This is a genomic window from Qipengyuania rhodophyticola (assembly GCF_042493225.1).
Taxonomy (GTDB): domain Bacteria; phylum Pseudomonadota; class Alphaproteobacteria; order Sphingomonadales; family Sphingomonadaceae; genus Erythrobacter.
In genome coordinates this window covers 835,187-856,466 of the sequence record NZ_CP170454.1, presented here as the reverse complement: position 1 = coordinate 856,466, position 21,280 = coordinate 835,187, and the positions used below count along the sequence as shown (strand labels likewise).

The window sequence follows — 21,280 nt, the reverse complement described above, 5'->3', positions numbered from 1 at the left end:
TTCTGCACGGCACGAATCGCCCTGCGGCACGCTGATCGCTAAAATGCCCGCACAACTGAGGGTTTGAATGACTGAGTACGGCTTACCCGCCCACGAGGGCCTATATGATTCGCAAAACGAGCATGACGCATGCGGCGTCGGCATGGTGGCGCATATCAAGGGCAAGAAGACCCACAGTATCGTCAGCCAAGCACTCGAGATTCTCGGCAATCTTGATCATCGCGGCGCAGTGGGTGCTGACCCGCTGCTGGGCGATGGCGCGGGCATACTGCTACAAATTCCAGATCCGCTGATCCGCAAGTGGGCGGGTGAGCGCGGTTATGATCTTCCCGCACCGGGTGATTATGCCGTTGGGCAGTGCTTTCTGCCGCAAGACCCCAAAGCTGCGCAATTTGTCATTGAACAGCTCGAAAAATTTGTCACCAAAGAAGGCCAGCGGATTGTTGGCTGGCGCGATGTGCCGGTCACAGTCGAAGGCCTCGGCAAAGCGGTAGTCGAATCCATGCCGGTGATGCGCCAATGCATCGTTGCGCGCGGCGAAAACTGCGGCGATCAAGACGCGTTTGAGCGTAAGCTAATCGTGATCCGCAAGCAGACACTGAACCCGCTGAAAAAGCTTGCTGAAAAGCATGGCATTCCTGGCCTGCCGACCGCCTATATGCCGAGCTTTTCAAGCCGGACGATTGTCTACAAAGGCCTGCTGCTCGCCACACAAGTTGGCACGTTTTACGACGATCTGCGCGATCCCGATTGCGTCTCAGCGATCGGCCTCGTCCACCAGCGCTTCAGCACCAATACCTTCCCGAGCTGGCGGCTTGCGCACCCTTACCGGTTCACCGCGCATAATGGTGAGATCAACACGGTTCGCGGCAATGTGAACTGGATGAATGCGCGCCGGCGGACGATGGAAAGCGACCTACTGGGCGTCGACCTCGATAAGATGTGGCCGCTCATCCCGCATGGCCAGTCGGATACAGCCTGCCTCGACAATGCTCTCGAGCTGCTGCTCGCGGGCGGATATAGCCTCGCGCATGCAATGATGATGCTGATCCCCGAAGCCTGGGCCAAGAATGATCTGATGGACCCGGCGCGGCGCGCGTTTTATGAGTATCACGCGGCACTGATGGAGCCATGGGATGGCCCAGCGGCGGTATGTTTTACCGATGGCCGCCAAATTGGTGCAACGCTGGACCGTAATGGCCTGCGCCCGGCCCGCTATCACGTGACGAAGGATGATCTGGTCATCCTTGCCTCCGAGAGCGGCGTTCTGCCCATTGATGAGGCCGATATTGTCCGCAAATGGCGCCTCCAGCCCGGCAAGATGCTGCTGATTGATCTGGAAGAAGGCCGCATCATTGAAGATGCTGAACTTAAGGCGGAACTTACCGCCGAACACCCTTACGAGGAGTGGCTCGAGAAGGCGCAATATAAGCTCGAAGATATCGACCATATCGAGCCGGAATTGTCCGAAATTCCAGTGGCGACCACCACCATGCTCCAACGCCAACAGGCCTTTGGCTATAGTCAGGAAGACATTTCGCGCTTCCTCGAACCAATGGCGAGCAAAGGTGATGACCCGATTGGCTCGATGGGCACGGACACGCCAATCGCGGTTCTGTCGAACAAAGCGCGCCTGCTTTACGATTACTTCAAGCAGAACTTCGCGCAGGTGACCAATCCGCCGATCGATCCGATCCGTGAAGAGCTGGTGATGAGCCTGCTCTCCATCATCGGCCCGCGCCCAAATTTGCTGGGCCGTGATGGCGGTTTGCACAAGCGGCTTGAGGTGAGTCAGCCGATCCTAACCAATGAAGATCTGGCCAAGATCCGCTCGGTTGAAGTCGCGCTCGACGGCGCCTTCCGCACAGCGACGATCGACATTACCTGGGATGCCAGCACGGGGGCCGAGGGCCTCGCGATGGCATTGAAAGAAATGTGCTGGGCGGCGACGGAAGCCGTGCTGGCCGATCACACCATCCTTATTCTGTCGGACCGGAACCAAGGCCCTGACCGCATCCCTATGCCCGCTTTGCTAGCAACAGCGGCTGTGCATCATCAACTGGTGCGCCAAGGCCTGCGGATGCAGACCGGCCTTGTGGTTGAAACCGGCGAAGCGCGCGAAGTGCATCATTTCTGCGTGCTCGCAGGTTATGGTGCGGAGGCGATCAACCCCTATCTGGCCTTTGAAACGCTGGAAGAGCTGCGCGAGAAGAAGCTGCCTGAGCTTGAGCCTGAAGAGGTCCGCAGCAACTTCATCAAAGCGGTCGGCAAAGGCATCCGCAAAGTCATGTCCAAGATGGGCATCTCGACGTATCAATCCTATTGCGGCGCGCAGATCTTTGACGCGGTTGGTCTGTCCACCGACTTTATCGACGCTTATTTCACTGGCACCGCCACCACGATTGAGGGCGTCGGGCTGGAAGCGATCGCCGAAGAAGCGGTCAAGCGCCACGCGCAGGCTTATGGCGACAATCCGCTCTACAAAGGCATGCTCGATGTGGGCGGGATCTACCAATACCGGCTGCGCGGCGAAGACCACGCGTGGACGCCCGGCAATGTCGCTGATCTGCAGCATGCGGTACGCGGCAATGATGCCTCGAGCTATGAAGAGTTTGCCAAGAGCATCAATGAACAATCAGAACGACTGCTGACCATTCGCGGACTGATGGAGTTCAAAAACGCTGAGCAGGCTGTGCCTCTGGATGAGGTCGAGCCCGCTAGCGAAATCGTCAAACGTTTCAGCACAGGCGCGATGAGCCTCGGCTCAATCAGCCATGAAGCGCATTCGACCATGGCCATCGCCATGAACCGCATTGGCGGCCGCTCCAACACGGGCGAAGGCGGGGAGGAAACCTTCCGTTTCGAGCCTATGGAAAATGGCGATTCCATGCGCAGCCGGATCAAGCAGGTCGCCTCTGGCCGGTTTGGTGTAACAGCGGAATATCTGGTCAATTCCGATGATATCCAGATCAAGATGGCGCAGGGCGCAAAGCCTGGTGAGGGCGGACAACTGCCTGGCCACAAGGTCGATAAACGCATTGGCGCAGTGCGCCATTCGACGCCGGGCGTGGGGCTGATCTCGCCGCCGCCGCATCACGATATCTATTCGATTGAAGACCTCGCGCAGCTGATCCATGATCTTAAAAACGTGCAGCCGAAATCGCGCATTTCGGTGAAGCTCGTCTCCGAAGTGGGCGTGGGCACAGTTGCAGCAGGCGTATCGAAATGTAAGGCGGATCACGTCACAATCTCGGGCTATGAAGGCGGCACAGGTGCAAGCCCGCTCACCAGCCTGACTCATGCCGGTTCTCCGTGGGAAATAGGCCTCGCTGAAACGCAGCAAACGCTGCTCCTCAATGATTTGCGCAGCCGGATCGCCGTGCAAGTTGATGGAGGCCTTCGCACAGGCCGCGATGTCGCAATTGGCGCATTGCTGGGCGCAGACGAGTTCGGTTTCTCCACTGCGCCGCTTATCGCGGCAGGCTGCATCATGATGCGCAAATGCCACCTCAACACCTGCCCTGTCGGTGTGGCAACACAGGACCCAGTGCTGCGCAAGCGCTTCACTGGTCAGCCTGAGCATGTGATCAATTACTTCTTCTTTGTGGCCGAAGAATTGCGCGCCATCATGGCCGAAATGGGCTTCCGCACACTCGAAGAAATGGTCGGGCGCGTGGACCGGCTCGATATGCGCCGCGTTCACCGTCATTGGAAGGCGGAGGGGGTCGATCTCTCGCGTCTGCTGCACGAGGTTGACCTAGATGAAGGCACACCGCGTCACCATACGCTGACGCAGGACCACGGGCTGGAGAACGCACTCGACAATGATCTGATTGCCGCCTGTCAGCCAGCTATTACCAAGGGCGAAGCTGTCCGAATTGAACGGCCAATCCGCAATCTCAACCGCACCACTGGCACAATGCTGTCTGGCCGCGTGGCTGAGGCGCATGGCCATCACGGTCTCGAGCCGGACACGATCCGTATCGCCTTTACCGGTACAGCGGGTCAGAGCTTTGGCGCATGGCTCGCTCACGGTGTTACACTAGAGCTGACCGGCGACGGCAATGACTATGTCGGCAAAGGCCTCTCCGGCGGACGCATCATCGTGCGCCAGCCAGAAGGCGTCGCGCGCGATCCAAAAGAGAACATCATTGTCGGCAATACCGTGCTTTACGGCGCGATTGCGGGCGAGGCCTATTTCCACGGCGTCGGCGGAGAACGCTTCGCCGTGCGCAACTCAGGCGCGGTCGCCGTGGTCGAAGGCGCGGGCGATCATGCCTGCGAATATATGACCGGCGGCGTGGTCTGCGTGCTGGGCCGGACAGGGCGCAACTTCGCCGCAGGAATGAGCGGCGGGATTGCATACGTCTATGATCCCAAGGACACATTCGTACAGCGCTGTAACATGGCGCAGGTCGATGTTCTGCGAATTGAAGATGACGGAGCAGATGCGGCAAATTCCTGGGGTGAGCCCCAGCAGCGCCCCGTTTCGGTCAACGATATGGGTATGGGTGATCCGCTCTATCATGACGCGGCGCGGCTGCGTGTGCTGATCGAGCGGCATCAGCTGCACACTGGCTCTGCCAAGGCAAGCGCATTGCTGGACGACTGGGCGGGCACACTGAAGAAATTCAAGAAAGTCATGCCGCGCGATTACAAGCGGGCGCTGAAGGCGCTTGAGACCGAACGGCTCGAAGCCGAAACTGTAGCGGCGGAATAAGGGTTAAAGAGAATGGGCAAGGAAACCGGTTTTCTCGAAGTCGATCGGCGTGAGCGCGATTATATCGATCCCGATAAGCGGCTAAAAACGTACAAAGAATTCATCCTCCAGCCGAGCGATGACGTGCTGCGCGAACAGGCCAGCCGCTGCATGAATTGCGGCATTCCCTATTGTCACAATGGCTGCCCGGTGAACAACATTATCCCGGACTGGAACCATCTGGTCTATGAGGATGATTGGAAGAACGCGCTCGACGTGCTCCATTCGACCAACAATTTCCCCGAATTTACGGGCCGCATATGCCCTGCCCCGTGTGAGGCGGCATGTACGCTGAACATCACTGACGAGCCGGTGACAATCAAAAGCATTGAATGCGCAATTGTCGATCGCGGCTGGGAAGAAGGCTGGATCGAGCCGCAAATCCCGGAAAAGCAAACCGGGAAAACCGTCGCCATTGTCGGAAGCGGACCAGCAGGCCTAGCCGCCGCGCAGCAGCTGGCGCGGGCTGGCCATGCAGTGACCGTATTTGAAAAGTCAGACCGGATTGGCGGCCTGCTGCGTTACGGAATTCCTGACTTCAAAATGGAAAAACAGCTGATTAACCGCCGCGCGGTGCAGATGGAGGCCGAGGGCGTCAATTTCCGCACCAGCGCCGAAGTGGGCGTGGAAATCAGCTTTGAATCGCTGAAAGAGAATTTCGATGCAGTGGTTCTGGCGGGCGGCGCGGAAGAACCGCGCCAGCTTGAAATTCCTGGTGCGGAGTTGCCCGGCGTGCGTCTCGCGATGGAATTCCTGACTCAGCAGAACAAGCGCAATGCGGGCGATGATGAATTGCGCGCCGCACCGCGCGGCACTCTGACGGCGACGGGTAAACACGTGATCGTTATTGGTGGCGGCGACACCGGCTCTGATTGTGTGGGCACATCCAACCGCCAAGGTGCAGCCAGCGTTACGCAGCTGGAGATTATGCCCAAGCCTCCTGAGCATGAAGACAAAGCACTGACCTGGCCTGATTGGCCGGTGAAGCTGCGCACCTCGTCCAGCCATGAGGAAGGGGTAGAGCGCGATTGGTCGGTCCTGACAAAGCGGGTAATTGGCGCCGATGGCGTGGTCACCGGCCTCGAATGCATACGCATCGAGTGGAATGGCCGCGAGTTTACCGAATTAGAAGGCAGCGAGTTCATCCTCAAGGCTGATCTGATCCTGCTTGCGATGGGCTTTGTCGGACCAAAGCGCCGCGGCCTATTGGACCGGGCCGGTGTTGACCTTGACGGGCGCGGCAACATCGCTGCGAACACGCAAGATTACGCGACGAGCGAAGATAACGTCTATGCCTGCGGGGATATGCGGCGCGGCCAGAGCCTGGTTGTCTGGGCCATTCGCGAAGGCCGTCAGGCTGCCCGCGCGGTCGACGAGGCGCTCATGGGCGCAAGCGTTCTGCCGCGCTAAGCCAGCCCGACAAAGTGGATGATTTCAAGCCGGTAATAGAGTAGCCATAGCGCATGGCCCACTCAATCACCGCACGATATCGCCTCGCCATACTGCTATCCGCCCTAGGCCTCGCGGCATGCGCCGAGACGGCTGCGTTAGAAACGAAAGCGGCTTCCTCATCCGCCGCGCCGGGCGATGCCTCAACCAACACCCGCGATCAATTCGTCGGCATTTACAACGGCAACTCATTTGAGACCGCCATGGGGATGCGCCTGACAGAAGATGGCCGCTGGGAATGGGGCCTATCAGTCGGTGCGCTCGATATGCGCGGTAAGGGCTATTGGGAGGAAGAGGGCGGCGTCATTACGCTCACGAGCGACCCCAAACCCGTCGCGCCCGAGTTCAAATGGCTGGGCCTGGAAAAGACCGGCAACGACATGTTGATCCGGGTCGTTTGGGAAAATGGAAAGCGATTTGATCGCGCAAGCGTGCGGCTGATTTGTAAGGACGGAACTGTCATTTTTGATCAGATCGGTGCTGACGGCTGGAGACCCGAGGCAGGCGCCTGCGACAAACCTGTCAGCCTGTCGGTCAGGCAAGGTACCTACGAGATCCAATCGCAAAATTATGACTTGGCAGACTTTGGCGCAGGGGACGGCACGACATTGCTGCTCGAATTCCGGCCCAACGATCTGGGCGTTGCGGATTTCACGGGCATGCGCGGCATATTGGAAGACGGCGTTCTCAAGTTATCCGGCGGCAAATGGCCCTTAGAAATGCGCAAAATGCCGCTCCGAGTGGATAAGTAATTGCAACTGGCAGCAGGCCAAAGTCCTACGTTGTCAATCCCTGCATGGCGAAGTATATGCCGCGTATGAGAAGCTTCATTTTCCCAATCGTCCTGATCCTGTCTGCTTGCAGCGCGTCCAATAGCGCAGATGGCGAAGAAACGAATGCTGAGACCACCTCGGAGGTCTCCGGACCCCTACTTACGCATTCCGTGTTCTTTGAGCTCAAGGACAACAGCCCAGAAGCGATCGAGGCTCTTGTCGATGGAGCCTATAAATATCTCGAACCACATGATGGGATCGTGTATTTTTCTGCTGGCGCGCGCCACACCGATTATCAGCGCGAGGTCAATGATCTGGCCTTTGATGTCGCACTCACTATCGTGTTTGAAAGCACCGATGCGCAAGATGCCTATCAGGTCACCGAACCGCACAAACAATTTATCGCCGAATTAGAGGACAATTGGGCAAGCGTGCGGGTGTTCGATAGCTTGGCCCCTGCGCCTTCCTTGGTGCGTGAATAAACGCCTTCTGATTACTGGCTGCTCAGGGGGCGGGAAATCGACTCTCCTCGAAGCGTTGAAGCGGCAAGGATTTACAGTTGTGTGTGAGCCTGGGCTGCGCGTAATTAAGGGTTCCGGACCGAAGCCGTGGGATGACCGACGCGGTTTCATTGAGGCGGTCGTCAAAATGTCTCACGCTGACCTTGAGAAAGCCGCCGCGCAGACCGGTCCAGTTTTCTTTGATCGCGGAATTTTCGATGCTCTGTCAGGCCTCGCCAAGATCGAAGGGTTTTCGCTGGCGGAACTAATGCCAAGTGTTTTTCCCTACGCAGAACCTGTGTTCTTCGCACCGCCCTGGCCCGAGATCTTTGAACGAACTGAGGAGCGTCCACACTGCTTCGAATTTGCACTCGAAGAATCAGAGCGGCTGAAGCGAGATCTCAATCTTTTGGCGGTGAAGACATTGGTTCTACCGAAGTTAAACGTAGACCAACGCGTTGCGTTTGTGATGCATCAGCTCAGCGACTAGCCAGTAAATTAAGCACTGACTCCGGCTTCAAGGTCACTCCTCTCTGCTTAGTCTCCAATCAATTGCGCCGCGTCCATTCGCCTCCAAGAAAACATTCGCTTGACTGAAAGGTTTGCTGCCAAAGAAGCCGCGATAGGAGGATAGCGGACTGGGGTGCGGGCTTTTGAGCACCAGATGCGGCCCGGAGTGCAGGGTCTTTATGCGACCAGCCTTCTTTTGCGCATGGCCGCCCCAAAGCACGAAAACACACGCCTGCTCGCGCGCCGCGACCGCCGCAACGCAGGCATCGGTAATCGCGTCCCACCCCTTGCCGGCATGGCTTCCTGCTTTGTGCGCCTCAACCGTGAGCGTATTATTGAGCAGCAGAACCCCCTGCTTGGCCCAGTGGGTGAGATCGCCGTGATCAGGGTAAGTGAGACCCAGATCATCATGCAATTCCTTGAAGATATTCTGCAGGCTGGGCGGTGGCGGCACGCCGCGAGGCACGGAAAAACTGAGCCCCATCGCCTGACCCGGCCCGTGATACGGGTCTTGCCCTAGGATCACGACTTTTACACTGTCCAGCGGGGTCAGCTCAAGCGCGCGCAGGCGGCTCCCACGCAGCGGATATATCGCCTTGCCAGCATCCTCTTCTGTCCGCAGAAAGCCGCCCAGCCTGCGCGCCTCGGGCGTCTGCAAAACCGGGCCCAGCGCCGGCCTCCAGCTTTCAGGAACAGCATCACTTGTCATGACGCGAGGCTAGGCTCGATGCGCGCACCATGCCAGCACCCCTTTCCCTCAATCCCCAATCGGCCTAAAGCCCCAAGTCATGACAGTGCATTTTCACGAGGAAGACCTGCCCGCAGGCGTATTTGGCCCCAATGGTGAAGGCTCAGGCGATCTGGCGGTCGACACCGAGACCATGGGGCTCATCACCCCGCGCGACAGGCTATGCGTCGTCCAGATCAGCGACGGCAATGGCGATGAGCATTTGGTCCGCTTTGGCCCGAATAGTTCCTATGACGCGCCAAATTTGAAAGCGGTCTTGGCTGACAAAACACGCACAAAGCTCTATCATTATGGCCGGTTCGATCTGGCGGCGATTGAGCATTATCTGGGCGTGGAAGCAGGTCCGGTTTTTTGCACCAAGATTGCCAGTAAGTTGGTGCGCACCTACACAGATCGCCACGGGCTTAAGAATCTCGTCGAGGAATTGCTCGGTGAGAGCGTCTCCAAACAGCAACAAAGCAGCGATTGGGGCGGGCCCGATATTAGCGAAGCTCAGCGCGATTATGCGGCCAGCGATGTGCGTTTCCTTCACCGGATGCGTGATGAGCTGAACAAGCGATTGGTTCGCGAAGGACGCGATGAGTTAGCACAAGCCTGCTTTGATTTCCTGCCCACCCGCGCGCGGCTTGATCTGGCCGGCTGGCCTGACCACGACATCTTCAGCCACTCGTAAGGAAGCGAGGCGCAAAGCACAGTCATGGCGTTCACGCAGAAACGGATCGAAACAGAAGAAGCGGCTGAGCAGCGCAGCAAACGCCGCCATTTTGCCGCCCCCGGCGGAACACATGACAAAACAATCCGCTTTCTTGCCCGCGCCTTGCCAATGGGTGTTGGCGTCGTCGCAGCCTTAATGGTGATCACCCCGCTAAGCCCGCGCGGTGAGGTCAGCTTTCTGCTGGATCGCAACGAGGTGGCAGTGATTGATGAGCGTTTGCGCGTCGACAACGCCATGTACCGCGGCCAGGATGATACCGGGCGCCCTTTTTCGCTGATGGCCGATGAGGCAGTTCAGCAATCAAGCGCCGAGGGCGTGGTTCGCATGGAAGATATGGCGGCACGCATGCTCTTGTCAGATGGCCCGGCCTTACTCGAAGCCGGAGCTGGAGCGTATAATATCGATAGCGAGCTTATGGACGTCATTGGCCCGATGGAAATGGAAGCGGCAGATGGCTATCGCATGCTCATCCGCGATGTATCGGTTTCGCTAAATGATAAGCGCGTGACCGGCGCAGATGGCGTATCCGGCACAATCCCGGCTGGGACATTCTCGGCCAATCGGCTAGAGGCTGATCTGGAAGCGCGCACCATCTCTTTGATTGGCAATGCGAAATTGCAGATGACACCCGGTGAGCTCAGAATGCCCGGGAATTTAAGGATGACCAGATGAGAAACCTGCTAAATACTTCCGCGAAATACGCGCTGGCAGGGTTTGTGCTGACCACGGCGACGCTTGGCGCAATTGGCGGATCAATCCAGCTTCATGCGCAATCGATCGCTGCGCATAATTCCAATGCACCAGTTAATTATGGCGCTGATCGGATAGAGCTGCAGGATCGCCAAAACCGCGTGGTCTTGTCAGGCAATGTGCAGATCCAACAGGCTGGGCTGACATTAAACGCCGCGCGAACTTTGGTGAATTATTCTGATGCTGGCAGCCTCCAGATTCAGCGGATTACCGCAACGGGCGGCGTGCGTGTTCAGCGCGGGAACGAGGCTGCGTCAGGCGATGTTGCGGTCTACGACTTTGGCCGCCGGATCATCACCATGTCAGGTAATGTGCGCTTGAGGCGCGGTGGCGACACGCTTAATGGCGGGCGGCTAGTGATTGACCTCGCCAGCGGCATGTCGAGCGTTGATGGCCGAGCAAGCGGTTCCTCTGGGGTAACTGGAATTGATGCTGCCAATGGCTCTGGGAATGGCCGCGTGACCGGCACATTCTCCGTTCCGGAGAATTAGGGTGCGGGCTAAATCATCTGAGCTGTATTAGAATTCAGATGATGGCGAGCCGAAAAGGGTAGATTTTCGTGACCCGGAGCGCAGCGTACTTTTGGGTACGTGAGCACCGGAAGCATGGAAAGGTGCACTTTGCAGGCCGCCAGAGCTGAATTGTGATGCGGCTCAGCGCGGCGCAGCGCTCCGCGCAATCCGCGCTAGCCCCTGCGACAATAGCATCTCCGCCGACTGGCTATTGACCAGCAATTCGCGGTGCATCTCGGTCAGGCGCAAGGTCAGCAGATCGAGCCTCTTGCCCCTCCAGTGCCGAGCCTGTGTGCGGATTTCCCGTTCTTCGCGAAAGAAAATGCCAAGCTGCGCTTTCTCGCCTTTGCTCAGCCCATCCAAAGTGCCGCGCGTGCCAAGCTTTGCCGAGATCCTTGCCAATTGCGCCGCCCGGCGTTCCACCGCCAGCAACACGCCCACCGGGTTCAGCGCCACCTCGCGCATGCGTTTGAGCTCGCCCGACAAGCGCCCAGTATCGCCAGACAGCACTGCATTGACGAGCGGCATGAAACCATCTTCCTCACTCGTCGCGCCAATCTCATCGAGATCAGCCGCTTCTGCGCGGCGCGGCGATTGCTGCCCGGCATCAAGATAAAGCGCGAGCTTCTCGACTTCTGAACTGGCCAGCCGGACATCCAGATTGGCCCCGCGCGCGATCCGCTCCGCCAGATCAACCGATAATTGAACGCCGGCGGCATCCCCCATCTTGCGCACCGATTGCGTCACCGACGACAAATCTGGCGGATAGAACATCGCCACCAGCGCATCCTTGCGCTTCTCCAGTAGCTTGGCCGTGCGCGATTTATCCGTGGCAGAAGTCGCCACCAGCACCACTGGACACGCATCGCCGCCGCCCGCCTCACCAGTTTCGATCAGCGTCTTGAGCGCCTCATGTGCTTCATCGCCAGTGACCCGCGCGAAGATATGACGCGTCCCGCCAAACAAAGATGTCGAGCGCGCTTCATCGCCGAGCCGCGCTGGGTCACTTCGCAATTCCGCGCCTGGGATTTCGACCTTCTCGCCCGCTTCAGGCAATAGCTCAATCAGATCCTTCGCCGCGGCCGAGGCCCCCGCCTCATCCTGTCCGCAAAAGAAGAAGATTGAGCAATTGGCCGCCGCATCGCGCGCCTTGCCTTGGAATGTGCTGTTTGTGAGCTTCACTGCTCTTTGCGGAGCGTCAGCGCGATCCGCGTAATCATGCGATTGGCAAGTTGGAGCGAGAGATTTTCCAGCGCCCGCTGCTCCGCCGCAATGGTGGCATATTCGCTCGATACGACATCAATTCCGGCATCGGTCGTCTCGCTCGCATCAAGCAGGATATCCCCGCTCGCCAGATCAATCAGCTGATAGCGTGCTCTTAGCGTTCGCCGCTCCCGGCTGATCGTATCGTCGCCCAAAACGCCAAGTCCCTGTAGCTCATCGTCAAGTCGCACATCGAGACGGTATTTCGGGGTCGCTGTGCCTTTTGCGACCAAGCCATCGTTGAGCGCATTGCGCACGAGCCAACCCGCTCGGCCCGGAATGGCCGGCACATCAATCGCAGCAAGACCATTTGCAACCGCGCCCTGAGCGCCAGCGGAATAGAGCGGCTGCAAAGAACAGCCAGCCAGCGCAAACAGAGCGGAGAGGGCGAGTAGGATACGCATCACGTAACGATATTGACCAAGCGATCGGGAACGACAATCACTTTCCGGATTTCCGCGCCATCAATCGAACGCTGCACCTTCTCGCTGGCGAGCGCCATTTCTTCCAAAGTCTCTTTCGCCGCACCCTTTGGCGCGGTCAGAGTGTCGCGCAATTTGCCCTTGTGCTGAACCGCAATGGTGACTTCGTCCTCGATGAGCAAAGCCTCATTGACCGTCGGCCAAGGTGCGTCTGCAACAAGACCTTCACCGCCCATCCGCTCCCACGCTTCCTCGGCGAGATGCGGCATCATCGGTGAAGCGAGCTGCACGAGCGCCTTTATAGCCGCGCTTCGGCTCGCGCTGGGGGGAGCCTTTTCAACCGCGCTGGTGAGCTCATAAAGCCGGGCGACCGCCTTGTTAAAGGCAAGCGCTTCAATATCTTTGGCAACGGCAGCGATTGTTTGGTGGGTCTTGCGTTCAAGCCCAGCCCCTTCACCAGCCGCGTCAGCTTCGTAAGCGAGCACCAGACGCCAAAGCCGGTTCACATAGCGCCAGCACCCTTCAATGCCCGCCTCTGACCATGGCAAATCGCGTTCTGGCGGGCTGTCAGACAGCATAAACCAGCGCACTGCATCCGCCCCATACTTGTCGACAATTTCATCTGGGTCGACCACGTTTTTCTTCGATTTCGACATTTTGATGACGCGGCCAATATCGACCGGAAAGCCGTCTTCTTTAAGCGTCGCTTTCTCGCCCTCGCGCTTGACTTCGGCGGGCGTGAAGAAGCTCTGCCGCCCATCTTCGGGCGCGCGCCGCGAATAGGTTTCATGCGTCACCATGCCTTGCGTAAACAGGCTGGCGATCGGCTCTTTCACGCGGACAAGGCCAGTACGCTCCAGTGCCCGTGTCCAGAAGCGCGCGTAGAGCAAGTGCAAGATCGCATGCTCCACCCCGCCAATATATTGCTCAACCGGCAACCATTTTGCGACTTCTTCCGCATCAAAAGGCTTGTCATCAGGCTGGCTCGCGAAGCGCAGAAAATACCACGAGGAGTTCACAAAAGTATCGAGCGTGTCGGTTTCGCGGAGCGCCGGTTTGCCGCTGATAGGGCAGGTCGTGTGCTTCCATGTGGGGTGCCGTTCAAGCGGATTGCCCGGTTTGTCGAAATCAATGTCTTCCGGCAATTCTACCGGGAGCTGATCTTTGGGCACCGGCACGGGCCCATGATCAGGGCTGTGAATGATCGGGATCGGCGTGCCCCAATAGCGCTGGCGCGAAACGCCCCAATCGCGCAGACGCCAAACGGTTTTGCCCGTGCCCCAATTCTCTTTTTCAGCACGCTCGACAATGGCGCGCCTTGCCTCGTCAACGCTCATCCCGTCAAGAAAGGCAGAGTTTACGAGCAGGCCGTCGCCAGCTTCTGCGCCATCGGCAAACGGTGAATCTTTGTCCGCTGCGTCCGCCGCAACGACCCGCATGATCGGCAGTGCGTATTTGGTGGCAAATTCAAAGTCGCGCTGGTCATGCCCCGGTACGCCCATCACCGCGCCCGTGCCGTAATCCATCAGCACGAAATTGGCGATGTAGACCGGTAGGCTTACATCGGGATTGAGCGGATGCTGCGCAGTGATACCGGTCAAGAAGCCATGCTTCTCTGCCGTTTCCAGCTCCGCCGCCGTCGTCCCGCCGCGTTTGCATTCAGCGATAAATTCCTGCGCTTGCGGGTTATCCTTCGCCGCCGCCTGCGCAACCGGATGATCGGCAGCAACAGCGATAAAGCTCGCGCCGAAAATCGTATCTGGCCGGGTGGAATAGACCTCAATCTCGCCGCCATCACTAAGCGAGAAAGCGATCTGCAGGCCGACGCTTTTGCCGATCCAGTTTTCCTGCATCAGCCGCACCTTATCGGGCCAGCCCTCAAGCTCGCCCAGCCCATCGAGCAGATCCTCGGCAAAATCGGTGATCTTGAAGAACCATTGGTTGAGCTTGCGACGCTCCACCTCAGCACCTGAGCGCCAGCCCTTGCCATCGATTACCTGCTCATTGGCGAGCACCGTCATATCGACCGGGTCCCAATTGACCTCGCTTTCCTTGCGATAAACCAGTCCTGCTTCATACAGATCCAGGAAGAGCGCCTGCTCATGCCCGTAATATTCCGGGTCGCAAGTGGCGAATTCACGGCTCCAATCCAGCGCAAAGCCGAGCCGTTTGAGCTGCCCCTTCATGTGCTCGATATTGTCGCGCGTCCAACCGCCGGGGTGCACGCCCTTCTCAATTGCGGCATTCTCCGCTGGCATACCAAACGCATCCCACCCCATCGGGTGAAGCACCTCATGCCCGGTCGCGCGTTTATAGCGAGCCAGCACATCGCCCATGGTGTAATTGCGCACATGGCCAATATGGATCCGCCCCGAGGGATAGGGGAACATCTCGAGGACGTAAGATTTTGGTTTGGGCGAATTGCTATCCGCGCGGAATGTCTCCGCATCGTCCCACGCCCTTTGCCAGCGTCCATCAGCGCGCGATGGATCAAATTCCTGCTTAGTCATGCGGTGGCTTTTGCCGAGATTCGCGCTGGATTGAAAGCAGCTTTGCCGCTTTTATCGCAGTTTAGAGCGCAAACGGGTCACGCCTGCGTAATACGCTTAGTTGGTGACGGCCTGACGGCGCAATTGGCGCGCTTTGGTAAGGATGATGTCCTCCAGCTTCTGGACCGTGGCCGCCTGCACTGGCGCCTCTACCCAAGTGCCGCCCTGCGAAACCTGACGGCTAGCCGCGACGCGCAATGCATCTGCCCGCAAATCAGTATCAAGGATGGCAATCGTCATCTTCACCCGCTCTTCCGGGTTGCTGGGATTGGCGTACCAATCTGTCACCACAACTCCGCCCGCGCTATCTGCCTGAAGCAGCGGCGCGAAGCTGACCGTGTCGAGCGTCGCGCGCCAAAGATAGGAATTGACGCCGATGGTGTTGACTTGAGCCGCTGCTAAGTCAGCGTCAGGGCGCTCATTCCCGCTACTGCACGCCGCAAGGGTCGCCAAAGCAGCGGCAACAAGCGTCACACGCGATGCACGATTACGTACGGTCAGTGATTGCGGTGCAAAAGGCGTCATATCGGTATGCATATCCTTAATCGAAGTGATCTCTCGCTCTATAGCGGGCGCAGCGAGCGGAGCAAGAGAGCCTGAGCGGATGTGTCCCGCTTTGTCGACCATGCGCGCTGAACCGCTGAACAGACGGTGAATTGGTGGGGCACAGAGGTGATCGAAGTCGCCTTGCCTCGCCATGCCGCAACGCGCCATGCCTGTGGGCGCAGAGCCACACTAAGTGCAAAATAGTGTAATTTCAGGGCTCAAGATTCGCGAAAGAGTCCCCGATCCTCTACAGTGAGCCGAATCGGAGGTGGAGCGTACTAGGCACAGATCACGTGGCAGTTTAACTGCGCATTCATGTGAAACAGGCTTAAGCTCTGCGATATGCTCTTGGAGCGACGCGTTTTAAGAGCAGCGATTGGAGAGATAGGGGATGTTAGGTGGCAAATAGCCGAAACAGTTCGAGCAAGTGGCGGGTCCTTCCCGCGACGCTCGCCTGCGTCGGCATGGTCATTGGCGCGCCATCTGCTGTTCTGGCGATTGATTCGATCAGCTTGAGCACTGAAAGCATCGAGAATACGCGGTTCATTCCGTTTACTCCGGCCAATCTAGATCCTACGATTGTCAACGAAGTTGCTGCGGCCTTAGGCACGGATGCGCTGCGCTTTACGCCAGCTGCTCGCCCAGCCAAGCAAGAGCGCACTGTCACCATGGCGGTGCGTGTTGATGATCTGACCGCCCGCGCCATCTCGGTACGTAGCGCCACAGCGGCGGCCGCGAATGCGCCTGGCCTTGGCCAATCGGCGGCAACGATTGCGCCAACCAAATATAATCTCGGCCTTGCCAAGGGCTATCAAGGCTTTGCTGCTCCGGCCCCGAAAGCGCTCGAATTGCCGAGCGGAATTCGCGATATTGCGATGCCTGACCTTGGTGAGTTTCGTGCTGACGAGCGTGACAAGTCTGGCAAGCCCAGCCGTTTCCAGTCGCGCATTGCGATCCAGAAAGAAAGCAATGCTGGCCGTGCACCGCGCACGCTTGAGGGCGCAGAGGTCCGCAGCATTGAAGTCGGCGGCTCTTACCGGGTTGTTGGCAATCTGAATGTGACCGCCGGTGTCCGCTTGTCATCGGACCGTGATCGACTTGATCCACTGACAGATGGCGTCGAAGACAGCCAGGCTGTATATGTCGGAACACAGTTTAAGTTCTGATGCTTTAAGCGCGGCATAGCTGTCCGCACCATTCACCTTTTCAGCACAAGCAAAACTGGGGCCGAGCGCTTATTAATTTAGCTCGCGCTCAAACGCGCAACCCCCTAAAGCTCGAATGACGTTACGGAATCTATCATTTGGAGAACATGTATGAGCCGAATTGCTGTGGTTACTGGGGGCACACGCGGAATTGGCCGCGCTATTTGCGAGAGCCTGCGCGATGACGGCATGACAGTTGTCGCCAATTATGCCGGTAATGAAGAAAAAGCGAAGGCCTTCACCGCCGAGACTGGGATCGCAGCATATAAATTTGACGTCGGCACGCATGAAGAAGCGCTGGAAGGCTGCGCGAAAATCGCCTCGGACGTCGGCCCGATCGATGTCGTGGTCAACAATGCTGGGATCACCCGCGACGGAACTCTGATGAAGATGAGCTATGATGATTGGCACGACGTTATGCGCGTCAATCTGGGTGGGTGCTTCAATATGGCCAAGGCCTGTTTTGAAGGGATGAAAGACCGCAAGTTTGGCCGCATCGTCAATATCGGCTCCATTAACGGGCAGGCCGGGCAATATGGCCAGGTGAATTACGCCGCCGCAAAGTCGGGCATTCACGGCTTTACTAAAGCGCTCGCGCAAGAAGGCGCGCGCTTCGGCATTACCGTTAATGCGATCGCACCAGGCTATATCGACACCGATATGGTCGCCGCCGTGCCGGAGCCAGTGCTGGAGAAGATCGTGGCCAAGATTCCTGTGGGACGGTTGGGCCATGCAGAGGAAATCGCGCGTGCGGTGAGCTTTTTGACCGGCGAAAAGGCTGCCTTTGTGACCGGCTCGACGATGAGTATTAATGGCGGCCAGCATATGTATTGAAGGCTGGGCAGGCCTCAGCTCTCCTCCGGGTCGGGATCGCGCGGTGTGAACTCAAATAGCAGTGCAGCACCTGCCCAGACTGCCAAAGTCACAACCAGCTTTTGATCAACCTCGCCGACAATCTTCTCGACCATTGTAAGCAAGTAATACACGCCGAAAATGATGATCAGCTGGATCGCTGACCAGATCCGCCGCGACGTATTCGAAATGATGAGGATCAGCGCAATTAGGCAAGCGGTGAGGAAAAGCAGGACGGCATAGTCCTTGACGTCCATTGTGCTCTGATTGGCAAAATTGACGCCGACGATTGCGCCAAAAAATAGGTTGAGCGCGTCCATCGAGGCGCGATGCTCGCGCTCATGCAGGCGGCCCTCTCCTGAAACACCGGTCCATACCTCTCGAATGCCGCGCACCAGCTTTCCGTCTTTCAAACTCATCAAACCTCACCTTACGAGGGCCAGGCCAACTCGCCCAAACCCGTTCAGCAAAAGTAATAGCGCCCTGAGCAGCATCGCGACACAAATTTGTATATTCGCGCGTAAAACGGCATGAACTAGCGAGATGACACGCCCAGAACTCACGGCCGCCGATATCAGCGCGATCATAGAAATGGCGCTATCCGATCATGTCAGTTTTGCCGACATTGAGCAGCAATATGGCTTGTCAGATGCGCAAGTAAAAGTGCTGATGCGCGACAATCTGAAGCCATCGAGCTATCGGACATGGCGCAAGCGGGTGCGTGATTTCGGCACCCGGCGCGAGCATTATAAATGAGCGAGCCAAGCCCCTATCACCCGCCGGTCAAACGCTCAGTCCAGATTGCCGGGCACAAGACAAGCATCTCTTTAGAGCCCTTGTTCTGGACCATGCTGCGCGATGCAGCCGAGGCGGAAGGCGTTCCGATCAACGCTATCGTTGCGCGGATTGATGCAGAGCGGATTAAGTCTCCAACCCCGCCGGGCCTTGCGAGCGCCATCCGTGTTTGGTTAGTGAGCCAATGAACATTGTAGTCTATGAAGAGCGCCATTTTGAGGGCGTGGATGCGCTTTGGCGTCGCTGCTTTCCCAATGACCCACCGCGCAATCAGGCAGCGCAGGCAATCCCGGCAAAGCTCGCAATGGAGGATGATTTGTTCCTCGTCGCCGAGGATCAATCCGGTCGGGTGATCGGCACCACCATGGCTGGCTACGATGGCCATCGCGGCTGGCTCTATACCGTAGCAGTTGATCCCGAGTTGCAGCGCGCAGGGGTCGGGCGGCAAATGGTTGACCATGCGCTCGCGGAGCTGCGGGAACGCGGCTGCTCCAAAGTGAATTTGCAGATCAGAGCTGGCAATGAACCGGTCGCCGCTTTCTATCGCGACCTCGGCTTTGTCATCGAAGATCGCATCAGCATGGGCCGCGAGATTTAGCGGCGGCTAAGCCCTCAATCATCCACCCGTTCAATATCAGCACCAACCAGCTGGAGCTTTTCCTCCAGCCGTTCGTAGCCGCGATCAAGGTGATAAATGCGGCGAACCTGCGTCTCGCCTTCGGCAGCGAGCGCAGCGATAATCAGGCTCATCGAGGCGCGTAAATCAGTTGCCATCACTTCAGCGCCATTGAGTGTATCGACGCCTTTGACGATCGCTGTACGGCCCTCCGTTTCGATATCCGCGCCCATCCGCGTCAGCTCAGGCACATGCATGAAACGGTTCTCGAAAATCGTCTCTTTGAGCACGCTTGTGCCGTCCGCTTTGCAGAGCAAACTCATCAATTGCGCCTGCATATCAGTCGCCAGGCCTGGGTATGGCGCAGTGGTGAGATTGGTCGCGGTGAGCGCGCCGCCCGCGGCAACCCGCACGCCGTCTTTAAGCTCTTCCACTTCACAGCCGATTTGCTGAAGCGCATGCAGTGTCGCCTGCATATCGCTGGCCTTGGCGCCCGTCAGCGTCACATCACCGCCGGTTATAGCCGCCGCGCAGGCATAGGAGCCCGCCTCAATCCGGTCGGCCATCACGCGGTACGTTGCGCCGTGGAGGCGAGGCTTGCCGTGAATAGTCAGGTCGGAAGAACCAATGCCTTCAATTTCCGCGCCCATCGCGACAAGCAAATTGCACAGATCAACAATCTCAGGCTCACGCGCAGCGTTAAACAGGCGGCTTGTGCCGTTCGCCAGAACAGCCGCCATCAGCGCATTTTCTGTCGCGCCAACAGACACTACTGGAAAATCAAAATCGCCGCCGGGCAGGCCGTCGGCGGGTGCGACCGCCTTCACATAGCCCTGAGCCATCTCAATCGATGCGCCCAGCGCCTCAAGCGCTTTCAGATGCAAATCAATTGGCCGGTTGCCAATCGCACAGCCCCCGGGCAGCGACACCGTTGCCTCGCCCATCCGCGCCAGCATTGGCCCGAGCACGAGGATCGACGCGCGCATTTTGCGCACCAGATCATAAGGCGCGACGCTGGAGGTGATCCGCGTCGCCTCAAAGCTCATCACCCGGCCAAAATCCTCAGGCCGCGTGCCTTGCACCACCGAGGTGACGCCAAACTGGTTCATCAGATGCTGAAACCCGTCGATATCGGCAAGGCGCGGCAAATTGCGCAGAGTAACCGGCTCTTCGGTCAGAAGCGCACACGGGATCAACGTCAAAGCAGAGTTTTTGGCCCCAGAAATCGGAAGAGTGCCGGTCAGCCGATTGCCGCCGCGAATAATCAATTTGTCCATAAGACACCCTCCATAAATACTTCTACGTTAAGCGCAAATGACACATTGAATATGCTAGGCGGAAACATCCTATGCACACGCTCCCTGAATGTGGCATAGATGAACGAAATCAAAGAGTAATTGGCGATCATGAGCACTCATAAACCTATCAAAAAAGCCGTCTTCCCCGTAGCAGGGCTCGGCACACGCTTTTTACCTGCGACCAAAGCGATCCCTAAGGAATTGCTGCCCATCGTTGACCGCCCGTTGATTCAATATGCGGTGGATGAAGCCCGCGAGGCCGGGATCGAGCAAATGATCTTCGTCACAGGCCGCGGCAAGACCGCCATCGTTGAACATTTCGATGTCGCCTATGAGCTAGAAAGCACCATGAGTGAGCGCGGCAAGAATATGGGCGTTCTAGAACCCACCCGCGCCACACCCGGTGACATCATCACTGTACGTCAGCAGGTCCCGATGGGACTGGGTCATGCGATCTGGTGTGCCCGCGCGATTGTAGGCGATGAGCCATTTGCGATCTTCCTTCCGGACGAATTAATGGTCGCCCATCAAGGGGGGACCGGCTGCATGAAGCAAATGGTTGACGCCTATGCGCAAACGGGCGGCAATGTGATCAGCGTGCTTGAAGTCCCGCGTTCAGAGGTTTCCAGCTATGGCGTCATCAAGCCGGGGGCCGAGAATGGAAACCTAACAGAGGTGACTGGCCTGGTTGAAAAGCCACCCGTCGAGGAAGCGCCATCAAACAAGATCGTCTCAGGTCGCTATATCCTGCAACCTGAAGTGATGCGCACGCTCGAAAATCAGGAAAAGGGTGCTGGAGGCGAAATCCAGCTAACCGACGCGATGGCCAAGATGATCGGGACACAGCCATTTCATGCGGTGACCTTCAACGGCAATCGCTATGACTGCGGTAGCAAGCTTGGCTTTGTCGAGGCGACGCTGGCACTGGCTCTGGAGCGAGAAGATATGGGCGCTGACGTGCGCGCAATGGCCCAGAGACTGCTGAAGTAAGCGATGTCCAAAATAGACGCTTGCCAAA

At 57.9% G+C, this 21,280-nt stretch carries 21 protein-coding genes; 14 read left to right on the top strand and 7 right to left on the bottom strand.

Annotated features, from left to right (window positions below):
* Positions 1-67: 67 nt before the first annotated feature.
* Genes gltB through ACFCXQ_RS04040 form a run of 5 tightly spaced genes read left to right on the top strand, consistent with a single transcriptional unit; the run spans position 68 to position 7,971 of the window.
* Positions 68-4,720 carry a glutamate synthase large subunit gene (gene gltB, locus ACFCXQ_RS04060; RefSeq protein WP_379553332.1) on the top strand — a complete coding sequence of 1,551 codons (4,653 nt, stop codon included), beginning with the start codon at positions 68-70 and terminating at the stop codon, positions 4,718-4,720.
* Between the two features lie 12 nt (positions 4,721-4,732).
* A complete protein-coding gene (locus ACFCXQ_RS04055; RefSeq protein ID WP_379553330.1) occupies positions 4,733-6,169 on the top strand; it encodes a glutamate synthase subunit beta in 1,437 nt (478 codons plus the stop codon).
* Positions 6,170-6,222: 53 nt separating this feature from the next.
* Entirely contained in the window at positions 6,223-6,960 is a 738-nt protein-coding gene (locus ACFCXQ_RS04050; RefSeq protein WP_379553328.1) for a hypothetical protein, read from the top strand.
* Between the two features lie 56 nt (positions 6,961-7,016).
* Positions 7,017-7,463, top strand: coding sequence for a Dabb family protein (locus ACFCXQ_RS04045; RefSeq protein ID WP_379553326.1), 447 nt, complete (start codon positions 7,017-7,019; stop codon positions 7,461-7,463).
* The gene (locus ACFCXQ_RS04040; protein ID WP_379553324.1) at positions 7,456-7,971 is read left to right on the top strand and encodes an AAA family ATPase; all 516 of its coding nucleotides are present in this window, start codon (positions 7,456-7,458) and stop codon (positions 7,969-7,971) included. Before ACFCXQ_RS04045 ends, ACFCXQ_RS04040 begins: the two co-directional genes overlap by 8 nt.
* Positions 7,972-8,004: 33 nt before the next feature.
* Here the strand turns inward: ACFCXQ_RS04040 and ung are convergent, their stop codons facing one another.
* Positions 8,005-8,700 carry a uracil-DNA glycosylase gene (gene ung, locus ACFCXQ_RS04035; RefSeq protein ID WP_379553322.1) on the bottom strand — a complete coding sequence of 232 codons (696 nt, stop codon included), beginning with the start codon at positions 8,698-8,700 and terminating at the stop codon, positions 8,005-8,007.
* Between the two features lie 79 nt (positions 8,701-8,779).
* On the opposite strand from ung, the gene ACFCXQ_RS04030 reads away from it, so the two are divergent.
* The 3 genes from ACFCXQ_RS04030 to ACFCXQ_RS04020 are packed head-to-tail and all read left to right on the top strand — an operon-like array spanning position 8,780 to position 10,695.
* The gene (locus ACFCXQ_RS04030) at positions 8,780-9,412 is read left to right on the top strand and encodes a ribonuclease D (protein ID WP_379553320.1); all 633 of its coding nucleotides are present in this window, start codon (positions 8,780-8,782) and stop codon (positions 9,410-9,412) included.
* Positions 9,413-9,436: 24 nt separating this feature from the next.
* Complete coding sequence (locus ACFCXQ_RS04025; RefSeq protein ID WP_379553318.1) at positions 9,437-10,126, top strand: LPS export ABC transporter periplasmic protein LptC; 690 nt, start codon at positions 9,437-9,439, stop codon at positions 10,124-10,126.
* Complete coding sequence (locus ACFCXQ_RS04020; protein WP_379553316.1) at positions 10,123-10,695, top strand: LptA/OstA family protein; 573 nt, start codon at positions 10,123-10,125, stop codon at positions 10,693-10,695. The genes ACFCXQ_RS04025 and ACFCXQ_RS04020 overlap by 4 nt, the downstream gene beginning before the upstream one ends.
* A 162-nt stretch (positions 10,696-10,857) precedes the next feature.
* On the opposite strand, the gene holA is transcribed toward ACFCXQ_RS04020, so the two are convergent.
* The 4 genes from holA to ACFCXQ_RS04000 all read right to left on the bottom strand — a co-directional run bounded on the left by holA (position 10,858) and on the right by ACFCXQ_RS04000 (position 15,475).
* On the bottom strand, positions 10,858-11,898 hold the full coding sequence (gene holA, locus ACFCXQ_RS04015; RefSeq protein ID WP_379553314.1) for a DNA polymerase III subunit delta: 1,041 nt from the start codon (positions 11,896-11,898) through the stop codon (positions 10,858-10,860).
* Positions 11,895-12,383: an LPS assembly lipoprotein LptE gene (lptE, locus tag ACFCXQ_RS04010; protein ID WP_379553312.1), complete on the bottom strand. Its 489-nt coding sequence runs from the start codon at positions 12,381-12,383 to the stop codon at positions 11,895-11,897. Before lptE ends, holA begins: the two co-directional genes overlap by 4 nt.
* On the bottom strand, positions 12,383-14,911 hold the full coding sequence (gene leuS / locus ACFCXQ_RS04005) for a leucine--tRNA ligase (RefSeq protein ID WP_379553310.1): 2,529 nt from the start codon (positions 14,909-14,911) through the stop codon (positions 12,383-12,385). The genes lptE and leuS overlap by 1 nt, the downstream gene beginning before the upstream one ends.
* Before the next feature lie 96 nt (positions 14,912-15,007).
* Positions 15,008-15,475: a DUF3576 domain-containing protein gene (locus tag ACFCXQ_RS04000; protein ID WP_379554538.1), complete on the bottom strand. Its 468-nt coding sequence runs from the start codon at positions 15,473-15,475 to the stop codon at positions 15,008-15,010.
* A 419-nt stretch (positions 15,476-15,894) separates the two neighbouring features.
* Here ACFCXQ_RS04000 and ACFCXQ_RS03995 point away from each other — a divergent pair, with 419 nt between their 5' ends.
* On the top strand, positions 15,895-16,662 hold the full coding sequence (locus ACFCXQ_RS03995) for a hypothetical protein (RefSeq protein WP_379553308.1): 768 nt from the start codon (positions 15,895-15,897) through the stop codon (positions 16,660-16,662).
* Between the two features lie 150 nt (positions 16,663-16,812).
* Positions 16,813-17,535 carry an acetoacetyl-CoA reductase gene (phbB, locus tag ACFCXQ_RS03990; protein ID WP_379553307.1) on the top strand — a complete coding sequence of 241 codons (723 nt, stop codon included), beginning with the start codon at positions 16,813-16,815 and terminating at the stop codon, positions 17,533-17,535.
* 14 nt (positions 17,536-17,549) lie between these two features.
* On the opposite strand, the gene ACFCXQ_RS03985 is transcribed toward phbB, so the two are convergent.
* On the bottom strand, positions 17,550-17,972 hold the full coding sequence (locus tag ACFCXQ_RS03985) for a hypothetical protein (protein WP_379553305.1): 423 nt from the start codon (positions 17,970-17,972) through the stop codon (positions 17,550-17,552).
* Between the two features lie 124 nt (positions 17,973-18,096).
* Between ACFCXQ_RS03985 and ACFCXQ_RS03980 the strand changes: the two genes are divergently transcribed.
* From ACFCXQ_RS03980 to ACFCXQ_RS03970, 3 genes are read left to right on the top strand one after another with little or no spacing between them, the layout of a single operon-like run.
* The gene (locus tag ACFCXQ_RS03980) at positions 18,097-18,309 is read left to right on the top strand and encodes a TIGR03643 family protein (RefSeq protein ID WP_379553303.1); all 213 of its coding nucleotides are present in this window, start codon (positions 18,097-18,099) and stop codon (positions 18,307-18,309) included.
* Positions 18,306-18,536: a ribbon-helix-helix domain-containing protein gene (locus tag ACFCXQ_RS03975; protein ID WP_379553301.1), complete on the top strand. Its 231-nt coding sequence runs from the start codon at positions 18,306-18,308 to the stop codon at positions 18,534-18,536. Before ACFCXQ_RS03980 ends, ACFCXQ_RS03975 begins: the two co-directional genes overlap by 4 nt.
* Complete coding sequence (locus tag ACFCXQ_RS03970) at positions 18,533-18,946, top strand: GNAT family acetyltransferase (RefSeq protein WP_379553299.1); 414 nt, start codon at positions 18,533-18,535, stop codon at positions 18,944-18,946. The genes ACFCXQ_RS03975 and ACFCXQ_RS03970 overlap by 4 nt, the downstream gene beginning before the upstream one ends.
* A gap of 14 nt (positions 18,947-18,960) precedes the next feature.
* Here ACFCXQ_RS03970 and murA read toward each other — a convergent pair whose 3' ends face one another.
* Positions 18,961-20,241: a UDP-N-acetylglucosamine 1-carboxyvinyltransferase gene (murA, locus tag ACFCXQ_RS03965; protein WP_379553297.1), complete on the bottom strand. Its 1,281-nt coding sequence runs from the start codon at positions 20,239-20,241 to the stop codon at positions 18,961-18,963.
* Between the two features lie 129 nt (positions 20,242-20,370).
* Here murA and galU point away from each other — a divergent pair, with 129 nt between their 5' ends.
* On the top strand, positions 20,371-21,252 hold the full coding sequence (gene galU, locus ACFCXQ_RS03960; protein ID WP_379553295.1) for a UTP--glucose-1-phosphate uridylyltransferase GalU: 882 nt from the start codon (positions 20,371-20,373) through the stop codon (positions 21,250-21,252).
* Positions 21,253-21,280: the final 28 nt, after the last annotated feature.